Annotated in this window: 25 protein-coding genes; 17 read left to right on the top strand and 8 right to left on the bottom strand. The window is 72.0% G+C overall.

Going from position 1 to position 25,635, the window contains the following annotated elements; genetic code table 11:
* The first annotated feature begins 91 nt into the window (after positions 1-91).
* The 4 genes from ACIBVP_RS01810 to ACIBVP_RS01795 are packed head-to-tail and all read left to right on the top strand — an operon-like array spanning position 92 to position 3,763.
* Positions 92-706 carry a M15 family metallopeptidase gene (locus tag ACIBVP_RS01810; protein WP_396104039.1) on the top strand — a complete coding sequence of 205 codons (615 nt, stop codon included), beginning with the start codon at positions 92-94 and terminating at the stop codon, positions 704-706.
* Positions 703-1,809 (top strand): alanine racemase, encoded by a 1,107-nt coding sequence (gene alr, locus ACIBVP_RS01805; protein WP_396104038.1) that lies wholly within the window; start codon positions 703-705, stop codon positions 1,807-1,809. Before ACIBVP_RS01810 ends, alr begins: the two co-directional genes overlap by 4 nt.
* The gene (locus tag ACIBVP_RS01800; protein ID WP_396104037.1) at positions 1,806-2,765 is read left to right on the top strand and encodes a D-alanine--D-alanine ligase; all 960 of its coding nucleotides are present in this window, start codon (positions 1,806-1,808) and stop codon (positions 2,763-2,765) included. Before alr ends, ACIBVP_RS01800 begins: the two co-directional genes overlap by 4 nt.
* On the top strand, positions 2,762-3,763 hold the full coding sequence (locus ACIBVP_RS01795; RefSeq protein WP_396104036.1) for an acyltransferase family protein: 1,002 nt from the start codon (positions 2,762-2,764) through the stop codon (positions 3,761-3,763). Before ACIBVP_RS01800 ends, ACIBVP_RS01795 begins: the two co-directional genes overlap by 4 nt.
* Here ACIBVP_RS01795 and ACIBVP_RS01790 read toward each other — a convergent pair.
* Positions 3,755-4,609: a S1 family peptidase gene (locus ACIBVP_RS01790; RefSeq protein WP_396104035.1), complete on the bottom strand. Its 855-nt coding sequence runs from the start codon at positions 4,607-4,609 to the stop codon at positions 3,755-3,757. The two genes, ACIBVP_RS01795 and ACIBVP_RS01790, sit on opposite strands and share 9 nt — an antisense overlap.
* A gap of 154 nt (positions 4,610-4,763) precedes the next feature.
* Between ACIBVP_RS01790 and ACIBVP_RS01785 the strand changes: the two genes are divergently transcribed.
* Complete coding sequence (locus ACIBVP_RS01785; protein ID WP_396104034.1) at positions 4,764-5,009, top strand: hypothetical protein; 246 nt, start codon at positions 4,764-4,766, stop codon at positions 5,007-5,009.
* 51 nt (positions 5,010-5,060) lie between these two features.
* Here ACIBVP_RS01785 and ACIBVP_RS01780 read toward each other — a convergent pair whose 3' ends face one another.
* Positions 5,061-5,792, bottom strand: coding sequence for a class I SAM-dependent methyltransferase (locus ACIBVP_RS01780; protein ID WP_396104033.1), 732 nt, complete (start codon positions 5,790-5,792; stop codon positions 5,061-5,063).
* A 150-nt stretch (positions 5,793-5,942) separates the two neighbouring features.
* Here ACIBVP_RS01780 and ACIBVP_RS01775 point away from each other — a divergent pair, with 150 nt between their 5' ends.
* Positions 5,943-7,427 (top strand): glycoside hydrolase family 76 protein, encoded by a 1,485-nt coding sequence (locus tag ACIBVP_RS01775; RefSeq protein ID WP_396104032.1) that lies wholly within the window; start codon positions 5,943-5,945, stop codon positions 7,425-7,427.
* 74 nt (positions 7,428-7,501) lie between these two features.
* On the opposite strand, the gene ACIBVP_RS01770 is transcribed toward ACIBVP_RS01775, so the two are convergent.
* A complete protein-coding gene (locus ACIBVP_RS01770; protein WP_396104031.1) occupies positions 7,502-8,197 on the bottom strand; it encodes a glycoside hydrolase family 11 protein in 696 nt (231 codons plus the stop codon).
* A 409-nt stretch (positions 8,198-8,606) separates the two neighbouring features.
* On the opposite strand from ACIBVP_RS01770, the gene ACIBVP_RS01765 reads away from it, so the two are divergent.
* The 7 genes from ACIBVP_RS01765 (at position 8,607) to ACIBVP_RS01735 (ending at position 14,651) form a co-directional block, all read left to right on the top strand.
* Complete coding sequence (locus ACIBVP_RS01765) at positions 8,607-9,143, top strand: toxin-antitoxin system HicB family antitoxin (RefSeq protein WP_396104030.1); 537 nt, start codon at positions 8,607-8,609, stop codon at positions 9,141-9,143.
* 52 nt (positions 9,144-9,195) lie between these two features.
* The gene (locus ACIBVP_RS01760; protein WP_396104029.1) at positions 9,196-10,041 is read left to right on the top strand and encodes a DUF4097 family beta strand repeat-containing protein; all 846 of its coding nucleotides are present in this window, start codon (positions 9,196-9,198) and stop codon (positions 10,039-10,041) included.
* Between the two features lie 16 nt (positions 10,042-10,057).
* On the top strand, positions 10,058-11,017 hold the full coding sequence (locus ACIBVP_RS01755; RefSeq protein WP_396104028.1) for an ATP-binding cassette domain-containing protein: 960 nt from the start codon (positions 10,058-10,060) through the stop codon (positions 11,015-11,017).
* Positions 11,014-11,817, top strand: coding sequence for an ABC transporter permease (locus tag ACIBVP_RS01750; protein WP_396104027.1), 804 nt, complete (start codon positions 11,014-11,016; stop codon positions 11,815-11,817). Before ACIBVP_RS01755 ends, ACIBVP_RS01750 begins: the two co-directional genes overlap by 4 nt.
* Before the next feature lie 5 nt (positions 11,818-11,822).
* Entirely contained in the window at positions 11,823-12,992 is a 1,170-nt protein-coding gene (locus ACIBVP_RS01745; RefSeq protein WP_396104907.1) for a cytochrome P450, read from the top strand.
* An 85-nt stretch (positions 12,993-13,077) separates the two neighbouring features.
* Positions 13,078-13,824 (top strand): TerC family protein, encoded by a 747-nt coding sequence (locus ACIBVP_RS01740; protein WP_396104026.1) that lies wholly within the window; start codon positions 13,078-13,080, stop codon positions 13,822-13,824.
* Between the two features lie 65 nt (positions 13,825-13,889).
* Complete coding sequence (locus tag ACIBVP_RS01735; RefSeq protein ID WP_396104025.1) at positions 13,890-14,651, top strand: ion transporter; 762 nt, start codon at positions 13,890-13,892, stop codon at positions 14,649-14,651.
* Here the strand turns inward: ACIBVP_RS01735 and ACIBVP_RS01730 are convergent.
* Complete coding sequence (locus tag ACIBVP_RS01730) at positions 14,629-15,855, bottom strand: PP2C family protein-serine/threonine phosphatase (RefSeq protein ID WP_396104024.1); 1,227 nt, start codon at positions 15,853-15,855, stop codon at positions 14,629-14,631. The two genes, ACIBVP_RS01735 and ACIBVP_RS01730, sit on opposite strands and share 23 nt — an antisense overlap.
* 77 nt (positions 15,856-15,932) lie before the next feature.
* Between ACIBVP_RS01730 and ACIBVP_RS01725 the strand changes: the two genes are divergently transcribed.
* The 3 genes from ACIBVP_RS01725 (at position 15,933) to ACIBVP_RS01715 (ending at position 21,938) form a co-directional block, all read left to right on the top strand.
* Positions 15,933-18,776: an ATP-binding protein gene (locus ACIBVP_RS01725; protein ID WP_396104023.1), complete on the top strand. Its 2,844-nt coding sequence runs from the start codon at positions 15,933-15,935 to the stop codon at positions 18,774-18,776.
* A 139-nt stretch (positions 18,777-18,915) separates the two neighbouring features.
* A complete protein-coding gene (locus tag ACIBVP_RS01720) occupies positions 18,916-20,664 on the top strand; it encodes a PKD domain-containing protein (RefSeq protein ID WP_396104022.1) in 1,749 nt (582 codons plus the stop codon).
* A 68-nt stretch (positions 20,665-20,732) separates the two neighbouring features.
* Positions 20,733-21,938 carry a cytochrome P450 gene (locus ACIBVP_RS01715; RefSeq protein WP_396104021.1) on the top strand — a complete coding sequence of 402 codons (1,206 nt, stop codon included), beginning with the start codon at positions 20,733-20,735 and terminating at the stop codon, positions 21,936-21,938.
* Between the two features lie 85 nt (positions 21,939-22,023).
* Here the strand turns inward: ACIBVP_RS01715 and ACIBVP_RS01710 are convergent, their stop codons facing one another.
* From ACIBVP_RS01710 to ACIBVP_RS01700, 3 genes are all read right to left on the bottom strand, one after another.
* A complete protein-coding gene (locus tag ACIBVP_RS01710; RefSeq protein ID WP_396104020.1) occupies positions 22,024-22,494 on the bottom strand; it encodes a carboxymuconolactone decarboxylase family protein in 471 nt (156 codons plus the stop codon).
* 67 nt (positions 22,495-22,561) lie between these two features.
* Positions 22,562-23,008 carry a TIGR03618 family F420-dependent PPOX class oxidoreductase gene (locus tag ACIBVP_RS01705; RefSeq protein WP_396104019.1) on the bottom strand — a complete coding sequence of 149 codons (447 nt, stop codon included), beginning with the start codon at positions 23,006-23,008 and terminating at the stop codon, positions 22,562-22,564.
* Between the two features lie 26 nt (positions 23,009-23,034).
* On the bottom strand, positions 23,035-23,391 hold the full coding sequence (locus ACIBVP_RS01700; RefSeq protein ID WP_396104018.1) for an ArsR/SmtB family transcription factor: 357 nt from the start codon (positions 23,389-23,391) through the stop codon (positions 23,035-23,037).
* Positions 23,392-23,468: 77 nt separating this feature from the next.
* On the opposite strand from ACIBVP_RS01700, the gene ACIBVP_RS01695 reads away from it, so the two are divergent.
* On the top strand, positions 23,469-24,512 hold the full coding sequence (locus ACIBVP_RS01695; RefSeq protein WP_396104017.1) for a cation diffusion facilitator family transporter: 1,044 nt from the start codon (positions 23,469-23,471) through the stop codon (positions 24,510-24,512).
* A gap of 3 nt (positions 24,513-24,515) precedes the next feature.
* Here ACIBVP_RS01695 and ACIBVP_RS01690 read toward each other — a convergent pair whose 3' ends face one another.
* Positions 24,516-25,547 carry a TIGR03617 family F420-dependent LLM class oxidoreductase gene (locus ACIBVP_RS01690; RefSeq protein ID WP_396104016.1) on the bottom strand — a complete coding sequence of 344 codons (1,032 nt, stop codon included), beginning with the start codon at positions 25,545-25,547 and terminating at the stop codon, positions 24,516-24,518.
* Positions 25,548-25,635: the final 88 nt, after the last annotated feature.

The raw sequence follows: 25,635 nt of genomic DNA, 5'->3' as shown, positions 1-25,635 counted from the left end.
ATTCGCGGCCGCCGGGATCGGCCGATCGGCCGAGCGGGCGGTCCTTCCGGCCGACTCGGCGTGACCTGCGGCGTTCCTAGCATCGGTCGCCATGACGACGATCCTGCTGTCCGATCCCCTCGTCCACGCCATCCGCGTGCGGGACAACGGGGAGCCGCTCGTGCCGTTGCCGTTCGCGCAGGCGGTGCTCGTCCGGTCGGGGCTCGCCGAGCGGCTCGGCCGCGCGCGGTCGGTCCTGCCGTCCGGTGTGGACCTGCGGGTCATCGAGGGCCACCGCGGCGTCGCGGACCAGCGCGCCATCATCGACGAGTACTCCCGCGAGCTGCGGGTGCTGCACCCGGACGCGGACGAGGTCGAGCTGACCCGCCTGTACAGCCGCTTCGTCGCCCCCGTCGCGGTCGCGCCGCACGTCGCGGGCGCCGCGGTCGACCTCACGCTGGTCGACGAAGGGGGCGAGGACCTGTGGATGGGGACGCCGGTCGACGCCACTCCCGAGCAGAGCGGCGGCGCGTGCTGGTTCGCCGCCGACGTGGACCCGACCGCGCGGCGCAACCGGGCGGTCCTCGCGCACGCCCTCACCGGGGCGGGCCTGGTCAACTACCCCACCGAGTGGTGGCACTGGTCCTACGGCGACCGGTACTGGGCGCTGATGTCCGGCGCCGACCACGCGATCTACGGCCCGGTCGAGACGGGCGTGCCGGCATGACCGCGCCGGCCATCCGGGTCCGCACACCGACGCTCGACATCGACCTGTCCGCGATCGCCGCCAACACCCGCCGGTTCGCACGGACCACCGACGCGGCGGTGATGGCGGTGGTGAAGGCCGACGGGTTCGGGCACGGGCTCGCCGACGTCGCCAGGACCGCCGTGACGAACGGGGCGACGTGGCTCGGGGTCACCTCCCTCGCCGAGGGCGTCGCGGTCCGCGAGTCCGGTGTGGACGAACCGGTGCTGAGCTGGCTGAACCCGGTGGACATCGACGTGGCGACGGCGGTGCGCCACCGCGTCGACCTTGCCGTGCCGAGCGTCGCGCACCTGAGCGCGATCGCCGCGGCCCGTGCCGGGGCGCGGGTGCACCTGCAGCTCGACACCGGCATGGCCCGCGACGGCGCCGCCGAGGGCGAGTGGCGTGCGCTGATGACCGAGGCCCGGCGGGCGGAGGACGCCGGGCACGTCGAGGTGGTCGGCGTCATGGGACACCTGCCGATGGCCGGCGAACCCGGGCACCCGGCGAACAAACGGGGACGGCTCGCGCTGCTGAACGGCATCGAGCTGGCCGAGCAGGCCGGTCTGCGCCCGTCGGTGCGGCACCTGGCGACCACCGCCGCCACGCTCACCGACCCGGCGACACACCTCGACATGGTGCGGATCGGCGCTGGACTGGTGGGCATCGACCCGTCCGGGACCACCCGGCTGTGCACGGCGTTGCGGCTGACCGCGCCGGTCGTGCAGGTGCGGCGGGTCGCCGCCGGGGTGGGTGTCGGGTACGGGCACACGTACGTGACCGATCGCGCGACCACGCTCGGGCTGCTGCCGATCGGCTACGCCGACGGACTCCCCCGCGTCGCGTCGGGCCGGGCGCACGTGCTGGTGGCGGGGCTGCGCAGGCCGGTGGTCGGGGTGATCTCGATGGACCAGGTCGTGGTGGACCTCGGCGACCACGTGGTGGCGCCGGGCGAGGAGGCCGTGGTGTTCGGGTCCGGCGACGACGGCGAACCGACGGTCGGCGACTGGGCGAGGTGGGTGGGGACCATCCCGCACGAGATCGTGACCGGCATCGGTCACCGGGTGGAACGGAGCGTCCGATGACCGACCGTACGAGGGTCGCCGTGATCGGCGGCGGGCAGAACTGCGAGCACGACGTGTCCCTCGCGTCGGCGGCGTCCGTGCAGGACGCGCTCGACCGGGAGTCCTACGAGCCGGTGGCGCTGACCATCGGTCGCGACGGCGGCTGGCTCGGCTCCGGCGGCGAGCAGCTCGGCCTGTCGCGTGCGGACAGCCTGGCCGAGGCGCTGCGGATCATGGCCACCTGCCACGTGGTGGTGCCGCTGGTGCACGGGCCACGCGGCGAGGACGGTGCGCTCGCCGCCCTGTGCGACCTCGCGGGTCTCCCCTGCGTCGGCTCGCCGCTGCGTGCCGGTGCGCTCGCGATGGACAAGTGGGCGACCAAGCTGGTGGCGGAGGCGGTCGGGGTGCGCACCGCTCCCGGCAGGCTGGTCACCCGTGCCGACGCCGTCGTGTTCGACGGTCCGGTCGTCGTCAAGCCGGTGGCCGCCGGGTCGAGCTTCGGCGTGCGGCTCGTGACCGGGGAGGCGGACCTCGAGCCCGCGCTGTGTGCGGCGCTGGAGCTGGACGACCGGGTGCTGGTGGAGCGGGTCGTCACCGGGCGGGAGGTCGACGTCGCCGTGCTCGACGACCCGGACACCGGGCGCCGCGCCGGGCCGCCGCTGGAGATCGTGGTGGCGGACGGCCTGTTCGACACCGCGACGAAGTACGACGGGAGCGCGGAGTTCGTGATCCCGGCGCCGCTGACCGACACCGAGGCCAAGGCGCTGACCGACGCGGCACTGCTCGTGTACGAGGCGCTCGGCTGCCGGGGCCTCGCCCGGGTCGACTTCTTCCTCACCGCGGACGGGCCGGTGCTGAACGAGGTCAACACGATGCCCGGCATGACCGCCGCGTCGCAGGTGCCAAAGATGTTCGCCGCCGACGGGCTGACCTACCCCGACCTGCTGGACCGGCTCATCAGGGCGGCGCTCGGGTGAGCGGTGGCCGCGTCGCCGGGCTCGACGTGCTGCGGGGGCTCGCGATCCTGCTCGTCATGCTGCGGCACGCGGTGCCGGACGTGTTCGCCGGTGCCGGGGTCGTCGGTGTGGTCATGTTCTTCACGCTCAGCGGGTACCTGATCACCGGCGTGCTCACCACCGAGCTGGGCACCACCGGCCGGATCGACTACCGGCGGTTCTACCTGCGCCGGGCGCGGCGGCTGCTGCCCGCACTCGTGGTCCTGGCGGCGGTGTTCGCGGTGGTGACGCTGGTGTTCGACCCGCTCGGCGACCGCGACCGGCTGCCCGCGACCGTCGCGGTGCTGCTGGCCTTCACCGGCAACCTGCCGCTCGCCGACGTGAGCGCGGCCGCGTTCCACTCGTGGACGCTCGCCACGGAGGAGCAGTTCTACCTCCTGTGGCCTGCCCTGCTGGCGCTGGCGCTGGCGTGGGCGCGTGGCCGGGTCGGCGCGGCGCTGGCGGCGACGGCGGTGGCCGTGCTCGGGGCGTGCGTGGCGGTGCTCGCGTGGCTGTGGCCGTACGCCGACAACGCGTACGTGCTGCCCACGTCGTGGTTCCTGTGCTTCGTGATCGGCGCCGCGACCCGGCTGCGTGGTGACGCGTCGTGGGTACCGGCGGCGCTGGTGCCGCTGGTGCTGGCCGCGCTCGCCGCGCTGTCGGTCGTGCCGCTGCGCGGGCACGCGGTGACGTACCTGGTGGCGGGGCCCGCCATCGCCTGCTTCACGGCGGTGCTGCTGCTGGCCTGGTCACGGTGGACGGACGCGGCGGGCCGCGTCTCCCGCGTACTGGCCGCGCTCGGCGTGGTGTCGTACGGGGCCTACCTGTGGAACTACCCGCTCACCCTGTGGCTGCGGCCGGACCTGGGTGCCGCGGCGGGGCCGGCCGCAGCCGCGCTCACGATCGTGGCGGCCGCGCTGAGCCGGCGATTCGTCGAGGAACCGGTGATGAGGAAGGTCCGCACACACGGGTCACCGTGACGTGCCGCCGGTCTGTTCGTGGATCCAGTCGGCCACGACGTCGACCCGTGCGACGATCTCCGGCCCGGGCTGCGGGCATGGCGGGCCGGTGTTCACGACCGCCACGAGCACCCCGGTGCGGTCGTCGTTCGAGACGAAGAACGGGCCACCCGAGTCCTCCGGGCACGGCGTGTTCGTCACGGTCCGGTCGCCGACCGACTGGGTCTCGAGGGTGAGCTGCTCGACGGCGGCGACCGTGAACGTGCCGCGTTTGAGTCGGTCGGTCGGCTTGCGCACGGTGGGCGACAGCGAGCCCCAGCCCGCGAACTTCAGCCGCGCGCCGACCGCGGGCGGGGCGTCGGCCACGGTCAGCGGGGTGACGTCGGGGACGGCGGCGGACAGGCGGACCACCGCGAAGTCGTGGAGCGGGGACTGCCGGACGTCGACGACCTTCGCGACGTGCCCGCCGGGGTCGCTGACCTTCAGCTTGCCGACCGTCACGGTCACCGTGTACGGCGGTGGGCCACTGATCCGCCGGTTGTTCACGTCGTGGAAGCAGTGCCCCGCGGTGGCGACCCACTCGGGTGCGATCAGCGCACCGCTGCACGCGCCGCTGCGCACCCCGCCACCGGCCACCGGGATGTCGTCCGAGTGCAGCTTGGCATTGAAGGGCAGCACCGGCGGCGGAGGCGGCGGCTTCGTCGTCGTGGTGGTGGTTGGCGTGGTCGCCGCCGTGGTCGTCGGGCGGCCCGGGTCCGGCAGACCGGCGGCCCGCAGGTCACCGGCCCCGACGTAGGCGAACGCCATGCCGGCGCCCGCGACGAGACCGATCGCCAGGGCACTGAGCCGTCCCGATCGAGTCCTCACGTCTCTGATCACGTCCAGGAGGTCGGGATGGGTTCACGTATGCACGGTTCGGTCACGGGATTATGTCATCGCGGGTTTCAATATACGTACGTTGCTTGATGTTTCTCCGGGCGGTCGGGCGCAGGCTGGGCTCGCACGTTCGGAGGTGCGAGAGATGGACGACGAGGCGCTCAGGGCGCTGGCACAGGTCGCGTCGGGGCACGTGGAGTTCCACACGGGCGCGTGGGGCGGTCCCGCGGGGTACCGGTGGCGCGGGGCCGCGGGGGTCATGCCGCTCGGCCGCGTGCTGGAGCGGCTGGAGGCGAAACACCTGATCGCGGTCGAGCCGCGGCTCGGCCCGCTGGAGCGCCGCGTGACCGTCACGTCCGACGGCATCGCCGCGCTCGCGGACATGCCGTGAAAGACGCTTTCGGGCCACTGAACGTCCCGAAAGCGTCTTTCAGGGCACTGGTCACGGCCTGCGTTCCGCCGTCAGGTGCCACACCGCGGCCAGGAGGCGGCCCTGCTCGTCGGTGCGGACCTTGTCCGGGTCGACCGACAGGCCCGCCTCGCGGAGCCGGTCACCGAGCCCTTCGAACATGGCCTGGGTCAGCGCCGTGACGTAGTCGCCGCTCTCGATGCCGACGATCCGCCACCGCTCGCTCAGGTGCGCACGCAGGTCGTCCTGGCTGACGTGCATGGGCAGGCCGAGCCCGTCGTTGCCGACGTCGGCGAAGCACAGCACGTGCAGCCGCGCGCCCGGCGTGGTCACCCGCCACAGCGCCTCGGCGTACGCGGTGCGCTGCGCGTCGTCGAGGCAGTGGTACAGCGCGCTGTCCAGCACCGTGTCGAACCGCTGCTCGACGCCCTCGAACGAGGTCACGTCGGCGTGGACGAACTCGGCCTCGACCCCCTTGTCCTCGGCACGTTCCCGCGCCGCGCGCACGGCGGCCGCCGCGCCGTCCACACCGGTCACGCGCAGTCCCCTGCCCGCCAGGAAGATCGCGTTCTCGCCGAGCCCGCAGCCCGCGTCGAGCACGCGGCCCGTCAGCTCTCCCGCGTCCGCGAGCGCGACCACCGCGGGCTGCGGCGCGCCGATGTCCCACGGCGCGATCTCGAACCGCAGATCACGCCCGCTGACCAGCGACCGGCCCTCGTAGACGCCGTCGAAGTCGACCTCATCGAGCCGGAATCCCTGTGACATTCACACCCTCCTTAACTCAACACGTGATGAATACCTTCCTCTTCCACGCACAGTGCTGTCAACCGCACTCACGGTTCGTCCCTTCGGCCGATTCGGAAAGCGCTCTCATCGGTCACCGTGGAATTTCCCTGCTACGGACGAGGTGCACCTGTGAGACGCACATCCCTGGTCTTCTTCCCTGTCCTCATCACGACCGCCGCCGTGCTGGCCGCCCAGCCCGCGGCGGCGGAACCGACCACCAGCCCGCCGACCGGCACGGCGGAACCCGTTGCCACCGCGACGATCTGCAACCGCTACTGCGACGCCCGCGACCCCGCCCTGGCCACCGGCGACCGCGTGCCGGTGACCGCCGGGCTGTCCGGCCGGACGCTCGCCCTCCACCTCTCCGACGGTGACCCGATGGGCTGGGCCGCGATCGAGGGGACCCGCGCGGGCGACGAGGTGTGGCTCGACCGGTCGTTCGACGGTGGCACCAGCTGGGCGGACGGCAGCCGCCTCGGCCTCACCACCACGCCGAGCGGTGTCGGCGGCTGGCGCACCCAGATGTACAACAACGACGACTGGGCCAACCGCGGTGTCGGCGCGCTGCGGGCGTGCGGGCGCGCGGTCGACACGAGTGCCGTCGCGTGCACCCAGTGGGCCAGGACGAAGTGGAACGCCGCGAACCGCACCGAGGCCGCGGCGACCGCGATGATGGCGTTGTACGACAACGGAACCGGCCTCTTCCGCGGCGGTGGCTGGTGGGGCAGCGCGGTCGCGTTGTCCGCGGTGATCCGCAACGTCGAGGTCACGTACATGCCCAGCTACCGGTACGCGATCTCGACCACCTACGACCGCAACGTCGGCGCGGGCCGCAGCCAGTTCCGCAACGAGTACTCCGACGACACCGGCTGGTGGGCGATGGCGTGGCTGGACGCCTTCGACCTCACCGGCGACCGGCGTTACCTCGACACCGCACGGATCGCGGCGGACCACATGCACACGTTCTGGACCGCCGCGTGCGGCGGCGGGATCCGCTGGCGCGAGGGCGGCACGTACAAGGCGGCCATCTCCAACAGTCTCTACATCCAGGTGAACGCGACGGTGGCGGCCAGGACCGGCATCGCGACGTACCGCACCCGCGCGACGGCCGGCTGGTCGTGGTTCGCGTCGACCGGGCTCATCGGCGGCGACGGACTGGTGCGCGACGGTCTCGACGAGGGGAACTGCGCGCCCGGCGGCACGGTGTTCTCGTACAACCAGGGCGTGCTGATGTCCGGTCTCACCGAACTGTCCGCGCTGACCGGTGATCCCGCGCCTCGCGCCCGCGCACGACAGGTCGCCGACGCGACCACCCGTCCGGGGTCGGCGCTGACCGACAGCAGCGGCATCCTGCACGACCCGCCGGAAGGCTGGGACGACTGCTTCAAGGACGGCGCCTACTTCAAGGCCGGGCTCGCGCGTGGCCTCGACGAGCTGGACGCCGCGCTGCCCGACCACCCGTACGGCGCCTACGTCGCCCGGCAGGCCGACTCGGCGTTCTCCCGTGCCCGCAACGCTTTCGACCAGTACTCGCTGTCGTGGTCGGCGTGGACGAAGCCGCAGGGCCCCGGCTGCCAGGCGAGCGGACTGGCACTGATGAACGCGGCCCACTGACGTACCCAATGCCTGCAAGACGCTTTCGGGACACCGAACGTCCCGAAAGCGTCTTTCAGGGCATGGCCGTCGGGTCAGTACACCGTGATGTTCGAGCTGCCGCTGCTCTGGTACCCCTCGGTCGCGAGCACCATGTAGTAGTTGAAGCTGCCCAGCTGCATGCCCGCCCGCGCCCACGCGTCGAAGTGGTTGCCGGTGGTGATGGAGCCGCCGGTGCGCTTCTGCTGCCGGACACTCCAGTACTGCGGGAAGGTCTTGGTGCCTTCGACAGACGGGGCGTTGTACCGCATCGTGCGGTAGATGTCGTACGTGCCGCCGTCGCTGGTCACCGTCCCCCGGTACTCGCCCGTGGGCCGGTAGGTGCCCCAGTTGTCGACGATGTAGTACTCGACGAGCGGGTTCGAGGTCCACCCGTAGAGGGTCAGGTAGGAGTTGCCGGACGGGTTGAAGCTGCCCGAGTAGTTGACGGTCCGCCGCGACCCGTTGCTCCAGCCCTTGCCACCGACGAAGTTCCCGACGTTGCTCCACCGCATGCTGTAGTTGCCGCCGGACCCCATCTCCATGCAGGCCGAGCCGCCGCCGTCGGTCCAGAACGTGTAGTAGTACCCGCCGTTGTTGCCGGTCTGGCTGTTGCACACGGCGGCGACGCCGACATCGTCCGCGGCGCCGGCGGTCGGCGCCCCGGGCAGAACCGCCACGACCAGCGCGACGAACGCGCTGCCCACGAGCAGTCTGATCCGTCCGCGGTTCCCCGACTGAACGAAACGCATTCTTCCTCCTCGTCGTTGAGGCCGGCCGGGGCAGGACGAAGACACGCACGCCGACGACGCACAACAGCGGGATTGCCCGGCCGCTTACGACCGGAGAGCAGGTCTCCCGACCCCGGATCGACACCGGCGATGAGCCCTGTCGATACGAGCAGTGTTGGCCCGGCTTCGCAGCGTTGTCAACAAGTTTCGGCGAAGTTTCGGGAATCTAGCGCACCGTGACGTGGGCTCGATGAGATGTTTCTCCACGTCAGAACCGACCGACCGATCGTCCAGCAGCTGAAACTTACGCAAAACTTTCGCAGCATAAGGAGCCACTGGCACACGCTGGCATCAACAAGGCTCGCCCTTGCGCCAGTTTTGGCACCACATCGACTTGCGCGTGGTGCCAATGTGGTGCCATAGTGTGCACATGGACCTGACGCCCTTCGTGCACACCGTCCGCCAGGAGCTGGCCGTCGCCGCCGAGGCCGGCGGTGAGGAGGCTCGCGCGCTCGCCGACCGCCTGACCGCACCTCTGGCGTCGGCCATCCGCCTGACGCTGCTCGACGCGCTCTCGGCCGCGGCCGAGGAGATCACCCGGGACCTCGCGCCGGGGTCCGTCGAGGTCCGGCTGCGTGCGGGCGAGGCGGCCTTCGCCGTCACGCTGCCCGAGACGGACCAGCCCGCCGACATCGGCTACGCCCCGCCGACGCCGGAACCCGAGGAGCCGGGCGTCGACCACGACAGCGCGGACAGTGCGGACGGCACACAGGTGCGGATCAACCTCCGCCTGCCCGAGAACCTGAAGGCACGCATCGAGGAGGCCGCCGCCGAGGAGGGCCGCTCGGTCAACGCGTGGCTCGTGCGGGCGGCGACCGCCGCGCTGCGGCCCGCCACGCGGCCGGCGCCACCGTCGAGCGGCGGCTCGCGCCGCGGCGGCAAGCACTTCACCGGCTGGGTCAGCTGACCCGGCCGCGACCAGCACAAACACGTCACATCGACACTTCGAGGGGACACCCATGCCTACTTTCGCCACCCCGGAACCCATCGTCGCGAGCATCGAGCCCGGCGTCGGCAACGTGCGGATCATCGCGAGCGCCCGCACCGACACGGTCGTCGACGTGCGGCCCAGCGACGAGGCCGACGCCTCCGACGTCAAGGCCGCGTCGCAGACCACCGTCGACTTCTCCGGCGGCACGCTGACGGTCAGGGGCCCGAAGCTGCGCCCGCTCGACATGAGCAAGAAGTCGCGGTCGATCGACGTGACCGTCGAGCTGCCGGAGGGTTCCCGGCTGCAGGGCGGCACCGGCCTCGGCGACCTGCACGGCACCGGCAGGCTCGGCGCGTGCCGGTACAAGTCCGGCACGGGACAGCTCGTGCTCGAGGAGACCGGGGAGCTGAACCTGCACACCGCGACCGGCAACGTCTCCGTCGACCGGGTCGCGGGCAACGCGGACGTCAGCACCAGCTCCGGCCGGGTGTGGCTCGGCCGGCTCACCGGCACCGCCGTGGTCAAGAACTCCAACGGCACCACCGTCGTCGGCGCCGCCACCGGGTCGGTGCGGGTCCGCGCCGCCAACGGCGACATCACCGTGGAGCACTCCGAGGACGCCGTGGAGGCCAAGACCGCCAACGGATCCGTGCGCGTGCTCGACGCCGTGCGCGGCGCGCTCACCCTCGAGACAGCCATGGGCGACATCGAGGTCGGCATCCGTGAGGGCAGCGCCGCCTGGCTCGACGTGAAGACCCGCTTCGGCCGCGTCAACAACGAGATGCGGACCGCGACCGAACCGGGCAGCGCGACCGACACCGTCGAGGTGCGCGCCAACACCGGCTTCGGCGACGTCACCGTCCACCGTTCCTGAGAACTGAGGGGAAACCATGAGCCAGCAAGCGATATCGGCACGGGGACTGCGGAAGTCCTACGGGGACAAGGTGGTGCTCGACGGCATCGACCTGCACGTCCCGCCGGGCACCATCTTCTCCCTGCTCGGCCCCAACGGCGCGGGCAAGACCACCACCGTCAACATTCTGTCCACTTTGGTCACCCCGGACGACGGCAGCGCGAGCGTCGCCGGGCACGACCTGGCGACCGACGCGGACGGCATCCGCTCCTCGATCGGCCTCACCGGCCAGTTCTCCGCGGTCGACAACCTCCTCACCGGTGAGGAGAACCTGTTCCTGATGGCGGACCTGCACCACCTGCCACGCGGCGAGGGACGCAGGCGTGCCGCCGAACTGCTCGAGCGGTTCGACCTCACCGAGGCGGCGAAGAAGATCCCCACCACCTACTCGGGCGGCATGCGCCGCAAGCTCGACCTCGCGATGACGCTGGTCGGCGACCCGAAGGTGATCTTCCTCGACGAGCCGACCACCGGCCTCGACCCACGCAGCCGCCGCACGATGTGGGACATCATCCGCGACCTCGTCAGCGACGGTGTGACGATCTTCCTCACCACCCAGTACCTGGAGGAGGCCGACCAGCTCGCCGACCGGATCGCCGTGCTCGACGGCGGGCGGATCGTCGCGCAGGGCACCCCGGACGAGCTGAAGCGCCGCGTGCCCGGTGGGCACCTGCGGCTGCGGTTCGCCGACACGGGCGCGCTGCGGCGCGCCGCCTTCGCCCTCGACGTGTCCACTGAGGACGCCGGCGACGAGGAGAACCTCGCGTTGCGCGTGCCGACCGACGGTTCCGTCGCCGCCCTGCGCGCCGTGCTGGCCCGGCTGGACGCGCAGGCCGTCCCCGTCGACCACCTCACCGTGCACACCCCCGACCTCGACGACGTGTTCCTGAGCCTCACCGGCCACCGCACCGAAGCCACCAAGGAGCCCGCGAAATGACCACCATGTCCTACGCGATGCGTGACTCGCGCACCATGTTGCGCCGCAACCTGCGGCACATGCAGCGCTACCCGTCGCTGACGATCATGCTGCTGGCGCAGCCGATCCTGTTCCTGCTGCTGTTCGCGTACGTCTTCGGCGGCACGCTCGGCAACGGTCTCGGCGGCGCGGCCGTCCCCGGCACCGGCGGCCGGGACGCGTACGTCGACTACCTCACGCCGGCGATCCTGCTGATCACGGTGACCAGCGCCGTGCTCGGCACCGCCATCTCGGTCGCGCAGGACATGACCGAGGGCATCATCGCCCGGTTCCGGACCATGGCGATCAGCAGGTCGTCGGTGCTGACCGGGCACGTCGTCGGCACCGCCATCCAGACCGTCATCGGACTGGTGGTCGTCACCGCCGTCGCGCTGCTCGTCGGGTTCTCCCCGACCGCGAACGTCGGCGAGTGGCTCGCGGTCGCCGGCCTGCTGTTGCTGCTGACCGTCGCGCTCACCTGGTTGTCGGTGGCGATGGGACTCGCGGCCAAGAGCGTGGAGACGGCGAGCAACACCCCGATGATCTTCATGCTGCTGCCGCTGGTGGGCAGCGGGTTCGTGCCGATCGACTCGATGCCCGGCTGGCTCAGCGCCTTCGCCGAGTACCAGCCGTTCACCCCGGTCGTCGAGACGATGCGCGGGCTGCTGTTCGGCACCGAGATCGGCAACAGCGGCTGGCTCGCGGTCGGCTGGTGCGTGCTGCTCGGCGCGCTCGGCTACGCGTGGTCGAAGTCGCTGTTCGCGAAGGAGCGGATCCGTTGAGCGAGGTGCTGCGAGGGCTGCCGACGACCCGTCCGGCGGGCTGCCCGTTCGACCCACCGGCCGAGCTGGCCGAGCTGCGTCCGCTGACGCGGATGGTCTACCCGGACGGGCATGTCGGCTGGCTCGCGACCGGCCACGAGGTGGTCCGCGCGATCCTCTCCGACCAGCGGTTCAGCGTGCGGTACGAGCTGATGCACCTGCCGTTCCCCGGTGGGCCGGACGAGATCCCGCCCGCACCGCCCGGTGACATGACCGGGATGGACGCGCCGGAGCACACCCGGTTCCGGCAGCTGCTCGCCGGGAAGTTCACGGTCCGCCGGATGCGCCTGCTGACCGACCGGGTCGAGCAGGTGTGCGCGGAACTGCTGGACGCCATGGCCGAGCACGGCCCGCCGACGGACCTGGTCACCGCGTACGCCCAGCCGGTGCCGGCCGCGATGATCTGCGAACTCCTCGGCGTGCCCTACGCCGACCACGAGTTCTTCCAGCGGCAGACGATGACGCTGACCTCGCTGCGCAGCACCGCGGCGGACCAGGGCGCGGCGATGACGGCCCTGTACGAGTACCTGCACGACCTGGTGCTCGCGAAGCGCGCCACCCCGACCGACGACCTGCTGAGCGACCTCACGACCAGCGACCTCGACGACGTGGAACTGTCCGGCCTCGGCTCCTTCCTGCTCGGCGCGGGCCTGGACACCACGGCGAACATGCTGGCGCTCGGCACGTTCGCGCTGCTGCGCAACCCCGAGCAGCTGGAGGCGCTGCGCACGGGCTGGGTGACGGTGGACGAGGCCGTCGAGGAACTGCTGCGTTACCTGACGATCGCGCACACCGGCGTGCGCACGGCGCGCACGGACGTCGAGGTCGGCGGCGAGGTGGTGCGGGCGGGCGAGTCGGTCACCCTGTCGCTGCAGGCCGCCGACCGCGATCCCGCGCGGTACCCCGACCCGGACGTGCTCGACCTGTCCCGGCACGCGGCGGGTCACGTGGCGCTGGGGTACGGGATCCACCAGTGCCTCGGCCAGCAGCTGGCCAGGGTGGAGATGAGGGTGGCGTTCCCCGCGCTGTTCGAGCGGTTCCCGTCGCTGCGCCTGGCCGTCGACGCGGCGGAGGTCCCGATGCGCACCGACTCGAACCTGTACGGCGTGCACGCGCTGCCGGTCACCTGGACCTGACGAGCCAGCGGGGCGGCGCCCGTCCGCCCCGGGCTATCGAACGAATCGCACCCTTCGTCCTAATTGATCCCTATAGGGTGATCGCGTGGATTGGCTCACTAGTCCGGAACTGTGGATCGCCTTCGGCACGCTGCTGCTGCTCGAGGTGGTCCTCGGCATCGACAACATCGTCTTCATCTCGATCCTCGCCGGGCGGCTGCCCGAGCACCAGCAGCAGCGGGCCAGGGTCGTCGGGCTCTCGCTCGCGCTGATCACACGGCTGCTGCTCCTGGCGTCGCTGTCGTGGGTCATCGGGCTCACGGCGCCCCTGTTCAGCATGTTCGGCCAGGAGATCTCCGGGCGGGACCTGATCCTGTTGCTCGGCGGGGCGTTCCTGCTCGGCAAGGCGACCTACGAGATCCACGAACAGCTCGAGGGCGCCGAGCACGCGAGCGAGCGCAAGTCCGCGTCGTTCGCCGGGGTGATCGCCCAGATCCTGGTGCTCGACATCGTGTTCTCGCTGGACTCGGTGATCACCGCGGTGGGCATGGTCGAGGAGCTGGGCATCATGATCGCCGCGGTGGTCGTCGCGATGGTGATCATGCTGGTGTCGGCGAAGCCGATCAGCGAGTTCGTCAACCGGCACCCGACGGTCAAGATGCTCGCACTGTCGTTCCTGCTCCTGATCGGCGGCAGCCTGATCGCGGAAGGGTTCGACCAGCACATCCCGAAGGGCTACGTGTACGGGCCGATCGCGTTCTCGGTGTTCGTGGAGTTCCTGAACCTGCGTGCCAAGGCGAAACGGGCGAAGCAGCCGGTCAAGCTGCACCCGACGTACGTCAAGAACGAGTGACTCGCGACCGGGCGCGTTGTACGTGAGGATGGGGCGCCTCCCGATCTTTCCGGAGGTGCCCCGTCATGACGTACGCCACGATGCGCGGCGAACTGGACGTGCCGCGCCGGATCCACCGCGTGCGGGCCGTGGACTGGCTGATGGTGGCGCTCGCGATCGCGTCCGTCGTCCTGCTCGCCTGGGTGTGGCTCGCCGACCCGCCGATCGAGACGCAGGAGCTGGTCTTCCGGATCGACGTCGGCATCTGCGCGGTGTTCCTCGTCGAGTTCCTGTGGCGCTGGCGCTCCGGCGGCTGGGGCTGGCGGTTCCTCGGCCGGAACTGGTTCGAGGTCATCGGCATGATCCCCCTGTCGCACCCGGCGCTGCGGGCGTTCCGGCTGTTGCGGGTGATCGTGCTGATCGCGCGGCTCGGCCGTGCGGTGGACCGGACGATCGGCGACGCCGTGACCCAGCGGCTGGTCAACCGGTTCCTCGTCACGGTGATCGACGTGCTGAAGAAGCCGGTGACCGTCGCGGTGCTCGACGAGGTGACCGCCGTGCTGCAGACGGGCCGCTACGCGCAGAACATCTCCCGCGCGCTGGCGGACAACCAGGCCGAGCTGCGGCAGATGGTGCTCGACAAGATCAAGGCGGACCCGGCGGCCGGCAGGTTGAAGCGGCTGCCGTTCCACGACGACATCATCGGCGCGGTCACCGACACCGCGATCCGGGTCGTGCTGGAGATGCTCGCCGACCCGCGCACCGACGAGATGATCTCCGACAGCCTGCGGGAGAACCTCGACCAGATCCGGGCCGCGGTGAACGCTAACGAGCAGCGGAAGCAGTGACCGCGTGGTGGACGGCGACGAGCGCGATGTCGTCGCCGGGGGGCCGGTTGCCGACCAGCGCCGCCATGACCTTCGCGCAGACGTCCTCCGGCGGGCCGGGGCGGACGGTGGCCAGCAGCCGTGCCAGACCCAGGTCGATGTCCACGCCCCGGCGTTCGACGAGGCCGTCGGTGTAGAAGGCGACGAGCGCGCCGGGCCGCAGGTCGATGCTGACGGACCGCCTGTCGGCGACCGCGAGGCCGAAGCCGACGGGCAGGTCCACCGGCGCGACGGCGAACCGCGACTCCTCCCCCGGGAACGCGAGGACCGGCGGCAGGTGCCCGGCGAGGGAGAGGTCCATGCGGGCGGACGCAGTCTCGATGACCGCGTAGGCGACCGTGGCCATGGTCGTTTTCTCGAAGTGCGCCGCCCCGCGATCGAGCCTGCCGAGCACCTCGGCGGGGCCGTCGAACTCGAGCGCGTAGGCGCGCAGTGCGCTGCGCAACCTGCCCATCACGACCGCCGCGCGCAGGCCGCTGCCGACGACGTCGCCGATCACGACACCGATGCGGTCGCCGGGCAGGTCGAACACGTCGTACCAGTCGCCGCCGATGCCGATGGCGGCGCCGGGCACGTACCTGGCGGCCACCTTCCAGCCGTCCGTCTCGACCGGCCCGGCGGGCATCAGGCTGTCGACCAGCGTGGTGGCCGCCAGCTGCTCGGAGCGCGAACGGTGCAGGGACGCGGCCATCGCGACCCGGTCCGCCACCACCCGCAGCTGCTCGATGTCCTCGTCGGTGAACCGGCGCGGCCGGACGCTGCCCACGTGCATCACGCCGACCAGCTCGCCGTGCGCGACCACCGGCACCCCGAGCAGCACCCGCAGGCCCCGCTCCCAGAGCAGGGGGTTGACCACCGTCGACGAGTCGACGCGGTCGATCTGCACCGGTGCCCGCAGCCGCGCCACCCGGCCGGCGAAGCCGCTGCCGATCGGCACGCGCACGCCCTGGTAGACCTCCTCGTCCAGCCCCGCGCTGGCCCGCGCGACCAGCCGCTCACCGGCTGCGTCAACGAACAGCAGGGTGACCGTGTCCACGACGAACAGCTCACGCACCCGCCACAGCAGGATCTCGAGCATCTTGTCCAGGTCGAGGTCCATGAGCGCGCTGTCGGTGACGGCTTCGAGCACGCGAAGCCGCCGGTCGACCGGCACGCCATCACCCATGCGGCAAACTCTACGGCCAGGCACGTCCCATGGCCCGGTCTGTCCGCGTCGTGACCATTCGTGCCTAGGCTTGCCGAATGGCGCGTGAACCACAGCGGACGAGTCTGGTCCGGACGACCTCGCCGGTCCTCGTCGGCCGGACCGAGGAACTGCGCGCGATCCTGTCCACGGTCACCACCCGGTCGACCGTCGTGATCATCGAGGGCGAGGCCGGTGTCGGCAAGACGCGGCTGGTACACGAGCTGCTCGCCCACCCGAGCCTCGCCCGCCGCCACGCCATGGTCGGGCACTGCCACCCGCTGCGCGAGCCGTTCCCGTTCGGCGCGGTCATCGAGGCGTTGCGCTCGCTCGCCGGACGGCCGAAGCCCGCGCTGAGCCCGGTGGGTGGTGCGCTGCGGCCCCTGCTGCCGGAACTGGACGACGTCCTGCCGCCGTCACCCGCGCCGATCGGCGACCCGCACGCCGAACGGCACCGGCTGCTGCGCGCCACCCGGGAGCTGCTGGCCACGGCGGGCCCCGCGCTGCTGGTGGTCGAGGACCTGCACTGGGCCGACGACAGCACCCGGCAGATGCTGCGGTTCGTGATGAGCGACCCGCCGCCGAACCTGTCGGTGGTGGTCACCTACCGACGCGAGGACCTGGCCGGTGACCTTCCGCTCGGCGCCGCGTACCGGCCGCCGGACCACGTGGCCGGGGTGCTGTTGCGGCTCGAACCGCTCGTGGTGCCGGAGGTCGGGGAGATGGCGGCCGCCATCCTCGGCGACGAGTCGGTGCCCGCGCGGTTCGCGGCACGGCTGCACGAGCGCACCGCGGGCATCCCGTTCGTGGTGGAGGAGCTGCTCGGCACGCTGCGCACGACGCCGGACGGGCTGCTCGACGACGCCCTGTCCGACGACGTCGAGGTGCCGGTGCTGCTGCGCGACGCGATGGCCGACCGCCTCGCGGGCCTGGCGGACACCACGCAGCGGCTGGTGCACGCGGCGGCCGTGCTCGCCGCCCCGGCCGCCGTGGACACGCTCGCCGAGGTCGCCGGGGTCGCGGCGGACACCGCACCGGACGCGCTCGGCACGGCGGTCGAGTGCGGTGTGCTGTTCGAGCTGGAGCCCGCCAGGTACGGCTTCCGCCACACGCTCGCGCAGCAGGCCGTCCGCGACACGCTCACCGGGCCCGCCCGGCAGCGCCTGCACGTCGGTGCGATCGAGTCACTGCGCGAGCTCGACCCGCCGCCGCTGGTGCGGCTGGCCGAGCACAGCAGGCTGGCGGGCCGGACCGAGGACTGGCTCCGCTACGGCGAACAGGCCGCCGAACTGGCGGGCCGCGTCGGGGACATCGCGGCGGCGACCAGAATGCTCCAGCGGCTCCTCGCCGAGCCGAGCCTGTCCGGGGCGGACGTGGACCGGCTCGCGGTCGCGCTCGGGTCGCTCGCGTACAGCGGGGTCGACCAGCACGACCCGGTGACCACGCTGGGCAGGGTGCTCGCCGACCACCGGCTGTCCGTGGCGGCACGCGGTGAGGTCCGGCTGTTCCTGGGGCTGCTGCTGGTGCGGCAGCACGGTGGCATCGAGGCGGCGCGGGCGGAGATCCGCCGGGCGGTCGGCGAGCTGACCGAGCGGCCGGACCTGGCGGCGAAGGGCATCGCGTTGCTGGGCACCCCGTTCATCGGCGGCACCCCGTTCGCCGAGCAGCAGGAGTGGCTGGCGGAGGCGGAACGCAGGCTCGCGGCGTGCGAGGACCCGGAGCTGCGCATCTCGCTGCTGGCCAACCTGCTCGGCTCGCGGCTGCACATGGGCGACCCGAGCGTGCGGGCCGATCTTCGTGCGCTGCCACTGTCGGTCGGGGACACGGCCGACAACGTCGGGGAACGGCGCCAGCTCGCCCGTGCGCGCTGCAACCTGGCCGACGCGTGCACGTCGGTCGGGCACTTCCGGCAGGCGCGGGAGTTCCTGAGCACCGGGCTGGCGCTGGCGGCGTCGGCGGGCAGCGCGTTCGTGACCAGCACGGCGCAGTCCACGCAGGTGCGGCTGGACTGGTACCTCGGCGCGTGGGACGGGCTCGCCGACCGCGCCACGCACCTCCTCGAGGACTACCGGGAGCTGTTGCCGGTGGCCAGCGAGCTGTCGCTGGTGCTGGGGCTGCTCGCGGTCGCCAGGGGCGAGTGGACCGTGGCCGGGACGCACCTGCGGGCGACCGGTGTCGAGACGCCCGACGACGCGATCGCGCCGATCGCCATCGGCGGTTTCGGCGGGCTGGCCTGGGCGTACCTGTCGCAGGACGAGGTGGGGAAGGCTGTCGCCGCGGTGGACGACGGCGTGCGGGTGTTGCGTCGCAAGGGCGTGTGGTCGTGGGCGGCCGACCTCGCGCCGGTCGCGGTGTCGACGTTGCTCGCGGCCGGTCGGCGCGAGGACGCGAGCGGGTTCGTCAAGGAGGTCGCGGACGGCGTGGCGGGCCGGGACGCGCCGCTGGTGCACGCCGCGCTGGAGCTGTGCTGGGGACTGCTCGCGGAGGCCGACGACCCGGCACGCGCGATCGGCCACCACCGCGCCGCACAGGCCGCGTACCGCGAACTGCCCGCGCCGTACCTGTCCGCGCTCGCGGCGGAGCGGGCGGCGACGGCGGCCGGTGACCACGAGGAGATCGCCGCACTGGCCGACGTCTTCGCGGACCTCACGGCCACCCGTGACGCCGCCCGCTGCCGCCACGACGTGCGTGCCCACGGTGCCGCGCCCCCCTCGCGGCGCGGCAGACGCGGCTACGGCGACCAGCTGTCGCCACGAGAACAGGACGTCGCCCGGCTGGTGGCGCAGGGTATGACCAACCGGGAGATCGCCGACGTCCTGTACCTCTCCCCGCGCACGGTGGAGCAGCACGTCGCCAAGGTTCTCCGCAAGCTGGGGCACAAGTCCAGGCTGGACCTCACCTAATCAATTACCCCGCCGTTCGGTCCGCAATAGACACGTACCCGTACGGACCGGGCTACGGATTGTTCGCGGCCGTCACGCTGCCGATGCTCGGTGGACATCTGGTCTCCCCCTGCGATTCACGATCGGAGATTGACTTCGCATGTCCACATCACGAAGGCTGTCCGGGATCTTCCTGGGCGTCGCCTCGACCGTCGCGCTGACGCTCAACGGCGTCGGCACCGCGCAGGCCGCCGAGGGCGCGATCCTCGGCGCCGGTGCCGCGGGCGCGGTCGAGGGCAGTTACATCGTCGCGCTGGACGGCGCCCCGTCGACGGCGGCGAGCGCCCGGGCGGGCGTGCGCGCTCAGGCCGGTGACCTCGCGGAGCGGTACGGCGGCAAGGTCAAGCACGTCTACTCCGCCGCGCTGCGCGGGTTCTCCGTGCGGATGAGCGAGGAGCGGGCGAAGCGGCTCGCGGCGGACCCGGCGGTGCGGTACGTCGAGCAGAACGCGGTCGCGCACGCGGTCGAGACGTGGGGGCTGGACCGCGTCGACCAGCGGGACCTGCCGCTGGACAACGGTTACACGGCACCGAACGACGGGTCCGGGGTCACCGCGTACGTCGTCGACAGCGGCATGGACCTCGACCACCCCGGCTACGGCGGCCGCGCGAGCAGCGGCTGGGACTTCATCGACAACGACGCCGACGCGAGCGACTGCCACGGCCACGGCACGCACGTGGGCGGCACGATCGGCAGCGGCACGTACGGCGTGGCGAAGAACGTGAAGCTCGTGGCTGTGCGGGTGCTGAACTGCAGCGGCAGCGGCTCCTGGGACGCGATCATCGGCGGCATCGACTGGGTGACCGACAACGCACCGCAGGCCGCGGTGGGCAACATGAGCATCGGCGGCAGCCGCAGCTCCGCGGTGAACGACGCGGTCACCGCCTCAGTAAACGCCGGGGTGGCGTGGGCGGTCGCGGCGGGCAACGAGGGGCAGGACGCGTGCAACGTCAGCCCCGCCAGCGCGTCGGGCGTGCTGACCGTCGCCGCGTCGGACAACCAGGACCGGCGCAGCGTGTGGAGCGGCTCCCAGTCGTCCAACTACGGCACCTGTGTCGAGCTGTTCGCGCCGGGCACGAGCATCACGTCCACCACGAACGGCGGCGGCACGGGTCAGATGAGCGGCACGTCGATGGCGAGCCCGCACGTGGCGGGCGCGCTCGCGCTGGCCACGAGCGCGAACCCGGCCATCTCGGTGTCCGACGCCAACGCGAAGATCCTGAACACGGCCACCACCGGCAAGATCACCGACCTGAGGGGCTCGCCGAACCGGCTGCTGTACGTCAAGGACCTGGGTGGCGGTGGCCAGCCGGGCGACCCGACGGCGTCGTTCACCGCCGACTGCCCCTCGCTGTCGTGCACCTTCGACGCCGCCGGCTCCGCCGACCCGGACGGCATGATCTCCTCGTACGCCTGGGACTTCGGCGACGGCCGGACCGGCACCGGTGTGCGCCCGTCGCACACCTACGCCACGGCGGGCACCTACACCGTGGCGCTGACGGTCACCGATGACGACGGCAGGACCGGCACCACGTCCAGGCAGGTGCGGGCAGGCACGCCGACCGGCGGCGCGCCGAGGGCCTCGTTCACCGTGTTCTGCCAGTGGGCCGCGTGCTCCTTCGACGGCACCGGTTCGACCGACCCCGACGGCGACATCGCCTCGTACGCCTGGAACTTCGGCGACGGGCAGACCGGGAACGGCGCCACCACGACCCACAACTACCCGAACCGGCAGACCACCTACACCGCCCAGCTCACGGTGACCGACCGCGCGGGCAACAAGAACACCGCCAGCACGCGGGTCGAGTGCTGGAGCTTCGGCTCGCAGGCCTTCTGTTTCGCCCAGTAGGCACTTCCGCTGACCGGCGTTTCCGGACTCTCGCCGGAAACGCCGGTCAGCGTGCCAGAGTGGAAGGCATGACCGGCACGAGCACCCCCATGACCCTGGACTCCGCGTTCGTCCACGACCCGTACTCGTTCTACCGGCGCTTGCGGGAGGAGGCGCCGGTGCGTGCGGTGGTGATGCCGCACGGGCTGAAGGTCTGGCTGGTCACGCGGTACGCCGACGCGCGGGAGGCACTCACGAATCCCGCGCTGCGCAAGGATCTCCGGCCGGTGCAGTACCTGTTCGAGCGGCACCAGACGAGGACGAGCACCGGCGACTTCGGCGCGGACCTGACCGCGCACATGCTCAACAGCGACCCGCCGGACCACACGCGCCTGCGCGGGCTCGTCGCGAAGGCGTTCACGATGCGGCGCGTGGAGCTGTTGCGGCCACGCATCGTGGGGATCACCGAGGACCTGCTGGCCGGGCGGTCCGGTGCCGTCGACCTGATCGACGACTTCGCGTTCCCGTTGCCCGTCACGGTGATCTGCGAGCTGCTCGGCATACCGGACGACGACCGCGACGACTTCCGTGCCTGGTCGTCGGCGCTCGTGGCGGGGGCCTCCGCCGAGTCGGTCGGCGCGGCGGCCGTCGCGATGTCCGGTTACCTGCGTGGCCTCATCGACACCAAGCGCACGGCACCCGCGGACGACATGCTCACCGAGCTGATCCACGCCCAGGAGGACGGCGACGAGCTGACCGAGGTCGAGCTGGTGTCGATGGCGTTCCTGTTGCTGGTGGCCGGGCACGAGACCACGGTGAACCTCATCGGCAACGGTGTGCTCGCGTTGCTGCGCAACCCCGGCCAGCTCGCCGCCCTGCACGCCGACCCCGGCCTGCTGCCCGGCGCGGTCGAGGAGTTCCTGCGCTACGAGAGCCCGGTCAACCACGCGACGCTGCGCTACACGACGGAACCGGTGGAGATCGGCGGCACCACCATTCCCGCGGACGAGTTCGTCACCGTCTCCCTGGCCTCGGCCAACCACGACGGCGACCGTTTCGGCCCGGCCACCGACACCCTGGACGTCACGAGGGCGGCGGCTGGGCACATGGCGTTCGGCCACGGCATCCACTTCTGCCTCGGCGCCCCGCTCGCCCGCCTGGAGGGCCAGATCGCGATCGGCGGGCTCGTGGCCCGCTTCCCCGGCATGACGCTGTCCACCGACCCCGCCGACCTGCGCTGGCGCGACAGCACCCTGCTGCGCGGGCTGGCACACCTCCCGGTCCAGCTGACCTGACGGACACCCGCGGCCGCCCGCGAACGCACCGGAGGACCCCTTCAGCACATCCATCGCACCGAAGGGGTCCTTCAGCACTCGGCCGTCAGCCGAACTGGCCCGGCTGGTAGTCGCCCGCGGGCTGGAGGGTGAGCACGTTCAACCGGTTGTACAGGTTGATGGCCGAGATGACGACCACCAGCTCACCCAGCTGGTTCTCGTCGTAGTGCTTCGCGGCCTCGGCCCACACGTCGTCCGGCACACCCCCGGCGGCGTCGGCGATGCGGGTGCCCTCCTCGGCCAGCGCGAGCGCCGCCCGCTCGGCGTCGGTGAACACCGTCGCCTCCCGCCAGGCGGCGACCAGGTTCAGCCGCGTCGGGCTCTCCCCCGCCGCCACGGCGTCCTTGAAGTGCATGTCGGTGCAGAAGCCGCAGCCGTTGATCTGGCTGGCACGCAGCTTCACCAGCTCCTGCGTGGCCGCGGGCACCGTGCCCGCCATCGCGTGGCTCGCCGCGACGAACTTCTTCAGGAACTTCGCGGTGGCCTCGTTGGTCATGAGGTCCAGCCGTGCGTCCATGGTGCTCTCCCCTTCGGTCGTGTCCGTTCACCACCCTGACGAAGCACGCCGCGCGGATGTGACAGCGTCACGAGGGGCTCGTGTAGACGCGGCGCGGCGAGATCAGCACCGCGGCCCGCCGCTCCCGCGCCATGACCCGGTCGTAGGTGTCCCAGTCGTCGTGTGTGCCGCCCGCCGCGGTGAAGACGTCCCGCAGCAGGGACCGCAGCGCCTCGTCGTCGATCCCGGGCCGAGGGTCGTCGGGCCCGACGATCTCGGCGACCCCCTCGACGGTCGCCCACCGCCAGCCCGCCCGCGCGACGATCGTCACCCTCGGGTCGGCCCGCAGGTTGCGCAGCTTGCGCGACCCACCCATGGCGACCAGCCCGACGACCCGCTCCGCGCGCGACGGGTGGTCCAGCACCCCGGCGTTCACCACGGACGACTGGACGCTTCCGTCACGCCGCAGGGTGTTCACGACGCACAGGCCGTGGTCGAGGGGAACCAGTTCGGCGAACGCGGCAAGGTCGGACATGGCCTCGGCGAGCCCTTTCTGCGTGGTCAGTCGTGGTCCGGGGCGCCGGACACCTGGTGGTGCGCCGTTTCCAGCGCTTCGCTCAGCATGCGCCGGACGTGCCCGCCGCGCACCCGGTACAGCGCGCGCCTGCCGTCGCGGTGGGTGCTGACCAGACCCGCCAGCCGCAGCTTGGCGAGGTGCTGCGAGACGGCGGGACGGGCGATGCCGACCGCCTCGGCGAGGGTCGTCACGTCGTACTCGCCGCCGGACAGGAGCCACATGATCCGCAGGCGCGTCGGGTCGGCGAGCATCCGGAACGACTCCACGGCGACGTCGACCTGGTCCACCGGCGGCAGGTCACGCCAGTGCGGCGCGTCCGGTCCGGCGTCGCGTGCGTACATGAGCACATCCTGCCACTGCCCATCCCTGGCAGTTGCATCGTTGTCGCGTGCGCACTTGAGCACATATCATCGCGGCCATGAGTGAGCACGGGCACGGGCACGGGCATGGCCATGGGCACGGACACCAGGCGAGCCGGTGGGCCCGGCTGTGGGCGGCGGTACGACACGCGATCACCCCGCACAGCCACGACACCGCCGACATGACCGACGACGCGCTCGAGGCCAGCAGGCACGGCATGCGCGCGCTGTGGATCTCCTTCGGTGCGCTCATGGTCACCGCGGTCGCGCAGGCCGTGCTGGTCGCGTTCACGGGTTCGGTCGCACTGCTCGGCGACACGCTGCACAACTTCGCCGACGCGCTCACGGCCGTGCCACTGGGCATCGCGTTCGTCCTCGGCAGGCGTGCCGCCACCCGCCGGTTCACCTACGGCCTGGGCCGCGCCGAGGACCTCGCCGGACTGGTGATCATCGTCGTGATCGCGTCGTCGGCGGTGCTCGCCGGGTGGCAGGCGGTGGACCGGCTCGTCGACCCGAGGGACATGGCGCACGTCGGCTGGGTCGCGGCGGCCGGGGTCATCGGCTTCGCGGGCAACGAACTGGTCGCCCGCTACCGCATCACGGTCGGCCGCCGGATCGGCTCGGCCGCGCTCGTCGCCGACGGCATGCACGCCCGCACCGACGGCTTCACCAGCCTCGCGGTGCTGCTCGCCGCGGGCGGCGCGGCACTCGGCTGGCGGTGGGCGGACCCGGTGATCGGGCTGGCGATCGCCGCCGCGATCGCGACCGTGCTGTGGGGCGCGGCGAAGGAGGTGTTCGGCCGCGTGCTGGACGCGGTGGACCCGGCGCTGACCCACCGCGCGGAACACGTAGTGCGGGACACCGACGGCGTCCACGGTGTGGGGTGGGTGCGCCTGCGGTGGCACGGGCACAGCCTGGCCGCCGAGGTCGACGTGGACGTCGATCCCGACCTCAGCCTGCTCGCCGCGCACGCCATCGCCCACGACGTGGAGCACCGGCTCATCCACGCGCTCCCCCGCCTGGACCGAGCGACGGTCCACACCCACCCGGCCGGGCCGCGGGGCGCGGAACAGCACGAGCTGATCTCCCACCACCGCGCCTGATGCTCAGCCGCGCGCCGAGGACGCCACCGTCGCGCGTGCCGCCTCGTCGAGGGGGTACGGGGTGTAGAGCGCGAACCGGTCGACGAGCCCCGAGTAACGCCGCGCGATCTCGGCTCCCGCGGCGGCGGGCTCCCCGACGACCGCGAACGTGTCGAGGACGGTGTCGTCGACGAGCCCGGTCATGGTGGCCCAGTCGCCGCGGCGGGACAGGCGGTGCAGCTCGGTGTGCAGGTCGCCCCACCCGTGCAACTCCATCACTGCGCGGTAGGCGGGCGTGGCGGCGTAGAAGGCGATCTGCTCGCGCACCTTGGCGATCGCGGCCGTGAGGGCACGCTCGTCCGCCCCGGTGGCGACCAGCCCCGGGTAGCTGACGGTGAACCCGGTGCGCCGTTCACCGAGCAACGGGAGGGTCACCTCCCGCAGGTACCGCTCGGACGTGAGGCTGTGCACCAGAAGCCCGTCGGCCACCTCGGCGGCGACCCGCGTCATCCTGGGCCCGACCGCCGCCACGAGGACCGGCGGCGTGCCGTACGGGTTGGGTTCCGGCCGGAAGAGCGGCGGCATCAACGTGTGGGAGTAGAACTCGCCGGTGAAGTGCAGCCGCTCGCCGGTCTGCCAGGAGGCCCAGATCGCCCGCAGGGCGAGGACGAACTCCCGCATCCGCGCGGCAGGCGCCGACCACGGCATGCTGAACCTCCGCGTGATGTGCGCGGCGACCTGTGACCCCAGCCCGAGCACGAACCGGCCGCCGCTCATGGCGTGCAGGTCGTTGGCCGTGGCGGCGAGCGTCATCGGGCTGCGCGCGAACGCGACCGTGACGGCGGTGCCGATGGTCATGCCGGGGGCCCGCTGCGCGGCGAGCAGGAGCGGGAGGAACGGGTCGCGGCTGGTCTCGGTGGTCCAGACCCCGTCCAGGCCGGCACGTCGCGCGTGCCGAACCTGGGCGTCGATCTCCACGATGCTGCCGCCCGCGGTCCCGTCGGTGACACCACCGATGTTGCCGTCGACGAGCATGGGCCTCCCCTCTCCGATCACCGCAAGACGGTAGCCGCCACCCAGCCGGAAGAAACGAAGGCCACCGAGTTGTCCACGGAAAACGGGGCCCGGCAACAGAACCGGGCCC

The sequence above is a fragment of the Actinophytocola sp. NPDC049390 genome, from assembly GCF_044466355.1.
In the GTDB taxonomy this organism is placed as follows: Bacteria; Actinomycetota; Actinomycetes; order Mycobacteriales; family Pseudonocardiaceae; genus Actinophytocola.
This window is presented reverse-complemented; position numbering and strand designations above follow the sequence as displayed.

What these genes read in the sequence shown, in the direction of transcription:
- ACIBVP_RS01810 (WP_396104039.1), top strand. Translation starts at nt 92, where the DNA reads ATGACGACGATCCTGCTGTCCGATCCCCTCGTCCACGCCATCCGCGTG.
- ACIBVP_RS01720 (WP_396104022.1), top strand. Translation starts at nt 18,916, where the DNA reads ATGTCCACATCACGAAGGCTGTCCGGGATCTTCCTGGGCGTCGCCTCG.
- ACIBVP_RS01725 (WP_396104023.1), top strand. Translation starts at nt 15,933, where the DNA reads ATGGCGCGTGAACCACAGCGGACGAGTCTGGTCCGGACGACCTCGCCG.
- ACIBVP_RS01735 (WP_396104025.1), top strand. Translation starts at nt 13,890, where the DNA reads ATGACGTACGCCACGATGCGCGGCGAACTGGACGTGCCGCGCCGGATC.
- ACIBVP_RS01755 (WP_396104028.1), top strand. Translation starts at nt 10,058, where the DNA reads ATGAGCCAGCAAGCGATATCGGCACGGGGACTGCGGAAGTCCTACGGG.
- ACIBVP_RS01695 (WP_396104017.1), top strand. Translation starts at nt 23,469, where the DNA reads ATGAGTGAGCACGGGCACGGGCACGGGCATGGCCATGGGCACGGACAC.
- ACIBVP_RS01785 (WP_396104034.1), top strand. Translation starts at nt 4,764, where the DNA reads ATGGACGACGAGGCGCTCAGGGCGCTGGCACAGGTCGCGTCGGGGCAC.
- ACIBVP_RS01710 (WP_396104020.1), bottom strand. Translation starts at nt 22,494, where the DNA reads ATGGACGCACGGCTGGACCTCATGACCAACGAGGCCACCGCGAAGTTC.
- ACIBVP_RS01750 (WP_396104027.1), top strand. Translation starts at nt 11,014, where the DNA reads ATGACCACCATGTCCTACGCGATGCGTGACTCGCGCACCATGTTGCGC.
- ACIBVP_RS01765 (WP_396104030.1), top strand. Translation starts at nt 8,607, where the DNA reads ATGGACCTGACGCCCTTCGTGCACACCGTCCGCCAGGAGCTGGCCGTC.
- ACIBVP_RS01700 (WP_396104018.1), bottom strand. Translation starts at nt 23,391, where the DNA reads ATGTACGCACGCGACGCCGGACCGGACGCGCCGCACTGGCGTGACCTG.
- ACIBVP_RS01705 (WP_396104019.1), bottom strand. Translation starts at nt 23,008, where the DNA reads ATGTCCGACCTTGCCGCGTTCGCCGAACTGGTTCCCCTCGACCACGGC.
- alr (WP_396104038.1), top strand. Translation starts at nt 703, where the DNA reads ATGACCGCGCCGGCCATCCGGGTCCGCACACCGACGCTCGACATCGAC.
- ACIBVP_RS01730 (WP_396104024.1), bottom strand. Translation starts at nt 15,855, where the DNA reads ATGGGTGATGGCGTGCCGGTCGACCGGCGGCTTCGCGTGCTCGAAGCC.
- ACIBVP_RS01780 (WP_396104033.1), bottom strand. Translation starts at nt 5,792, where the DNA reads ATGTCACAGGGATTCCGGCTCGATGAGGTCGACTTCGACGGCGTCTAC.
- ACIBVP_RS01770 (WP_396104031.1), bottom strand. Translation starts at nt 8,197, where the DNA reads ATGCGTTTCGTTCAGTCGGGGAACCGCGGACGGATCAGACTGCTCGTG.
- ACIBVP_RS01800 (WP_396104037.1), top strand. Translation starts at nt 1,806, where the DNA reads ATGACCGACCGTACGAGGGTCGCCGTGATCGGCGGCGGGCAGAACTGC.
- ACIBVP_RS01760 (WP_396104029.1), top strand. Translation starts at nt 9,196, where the DNA reads ATGCCTACTTTCGCCACCCCGGAACCCATCGTCGCGAGCATCGAGCCC.
- ACIBVP_RS01715 (WP_396104021.1), top strand. Translation starts at nt 20,733, where the DNA reads ATGACCGGCACGAGCACCCCCATGACCCTGGACTCCGCGTTCGTCCAC.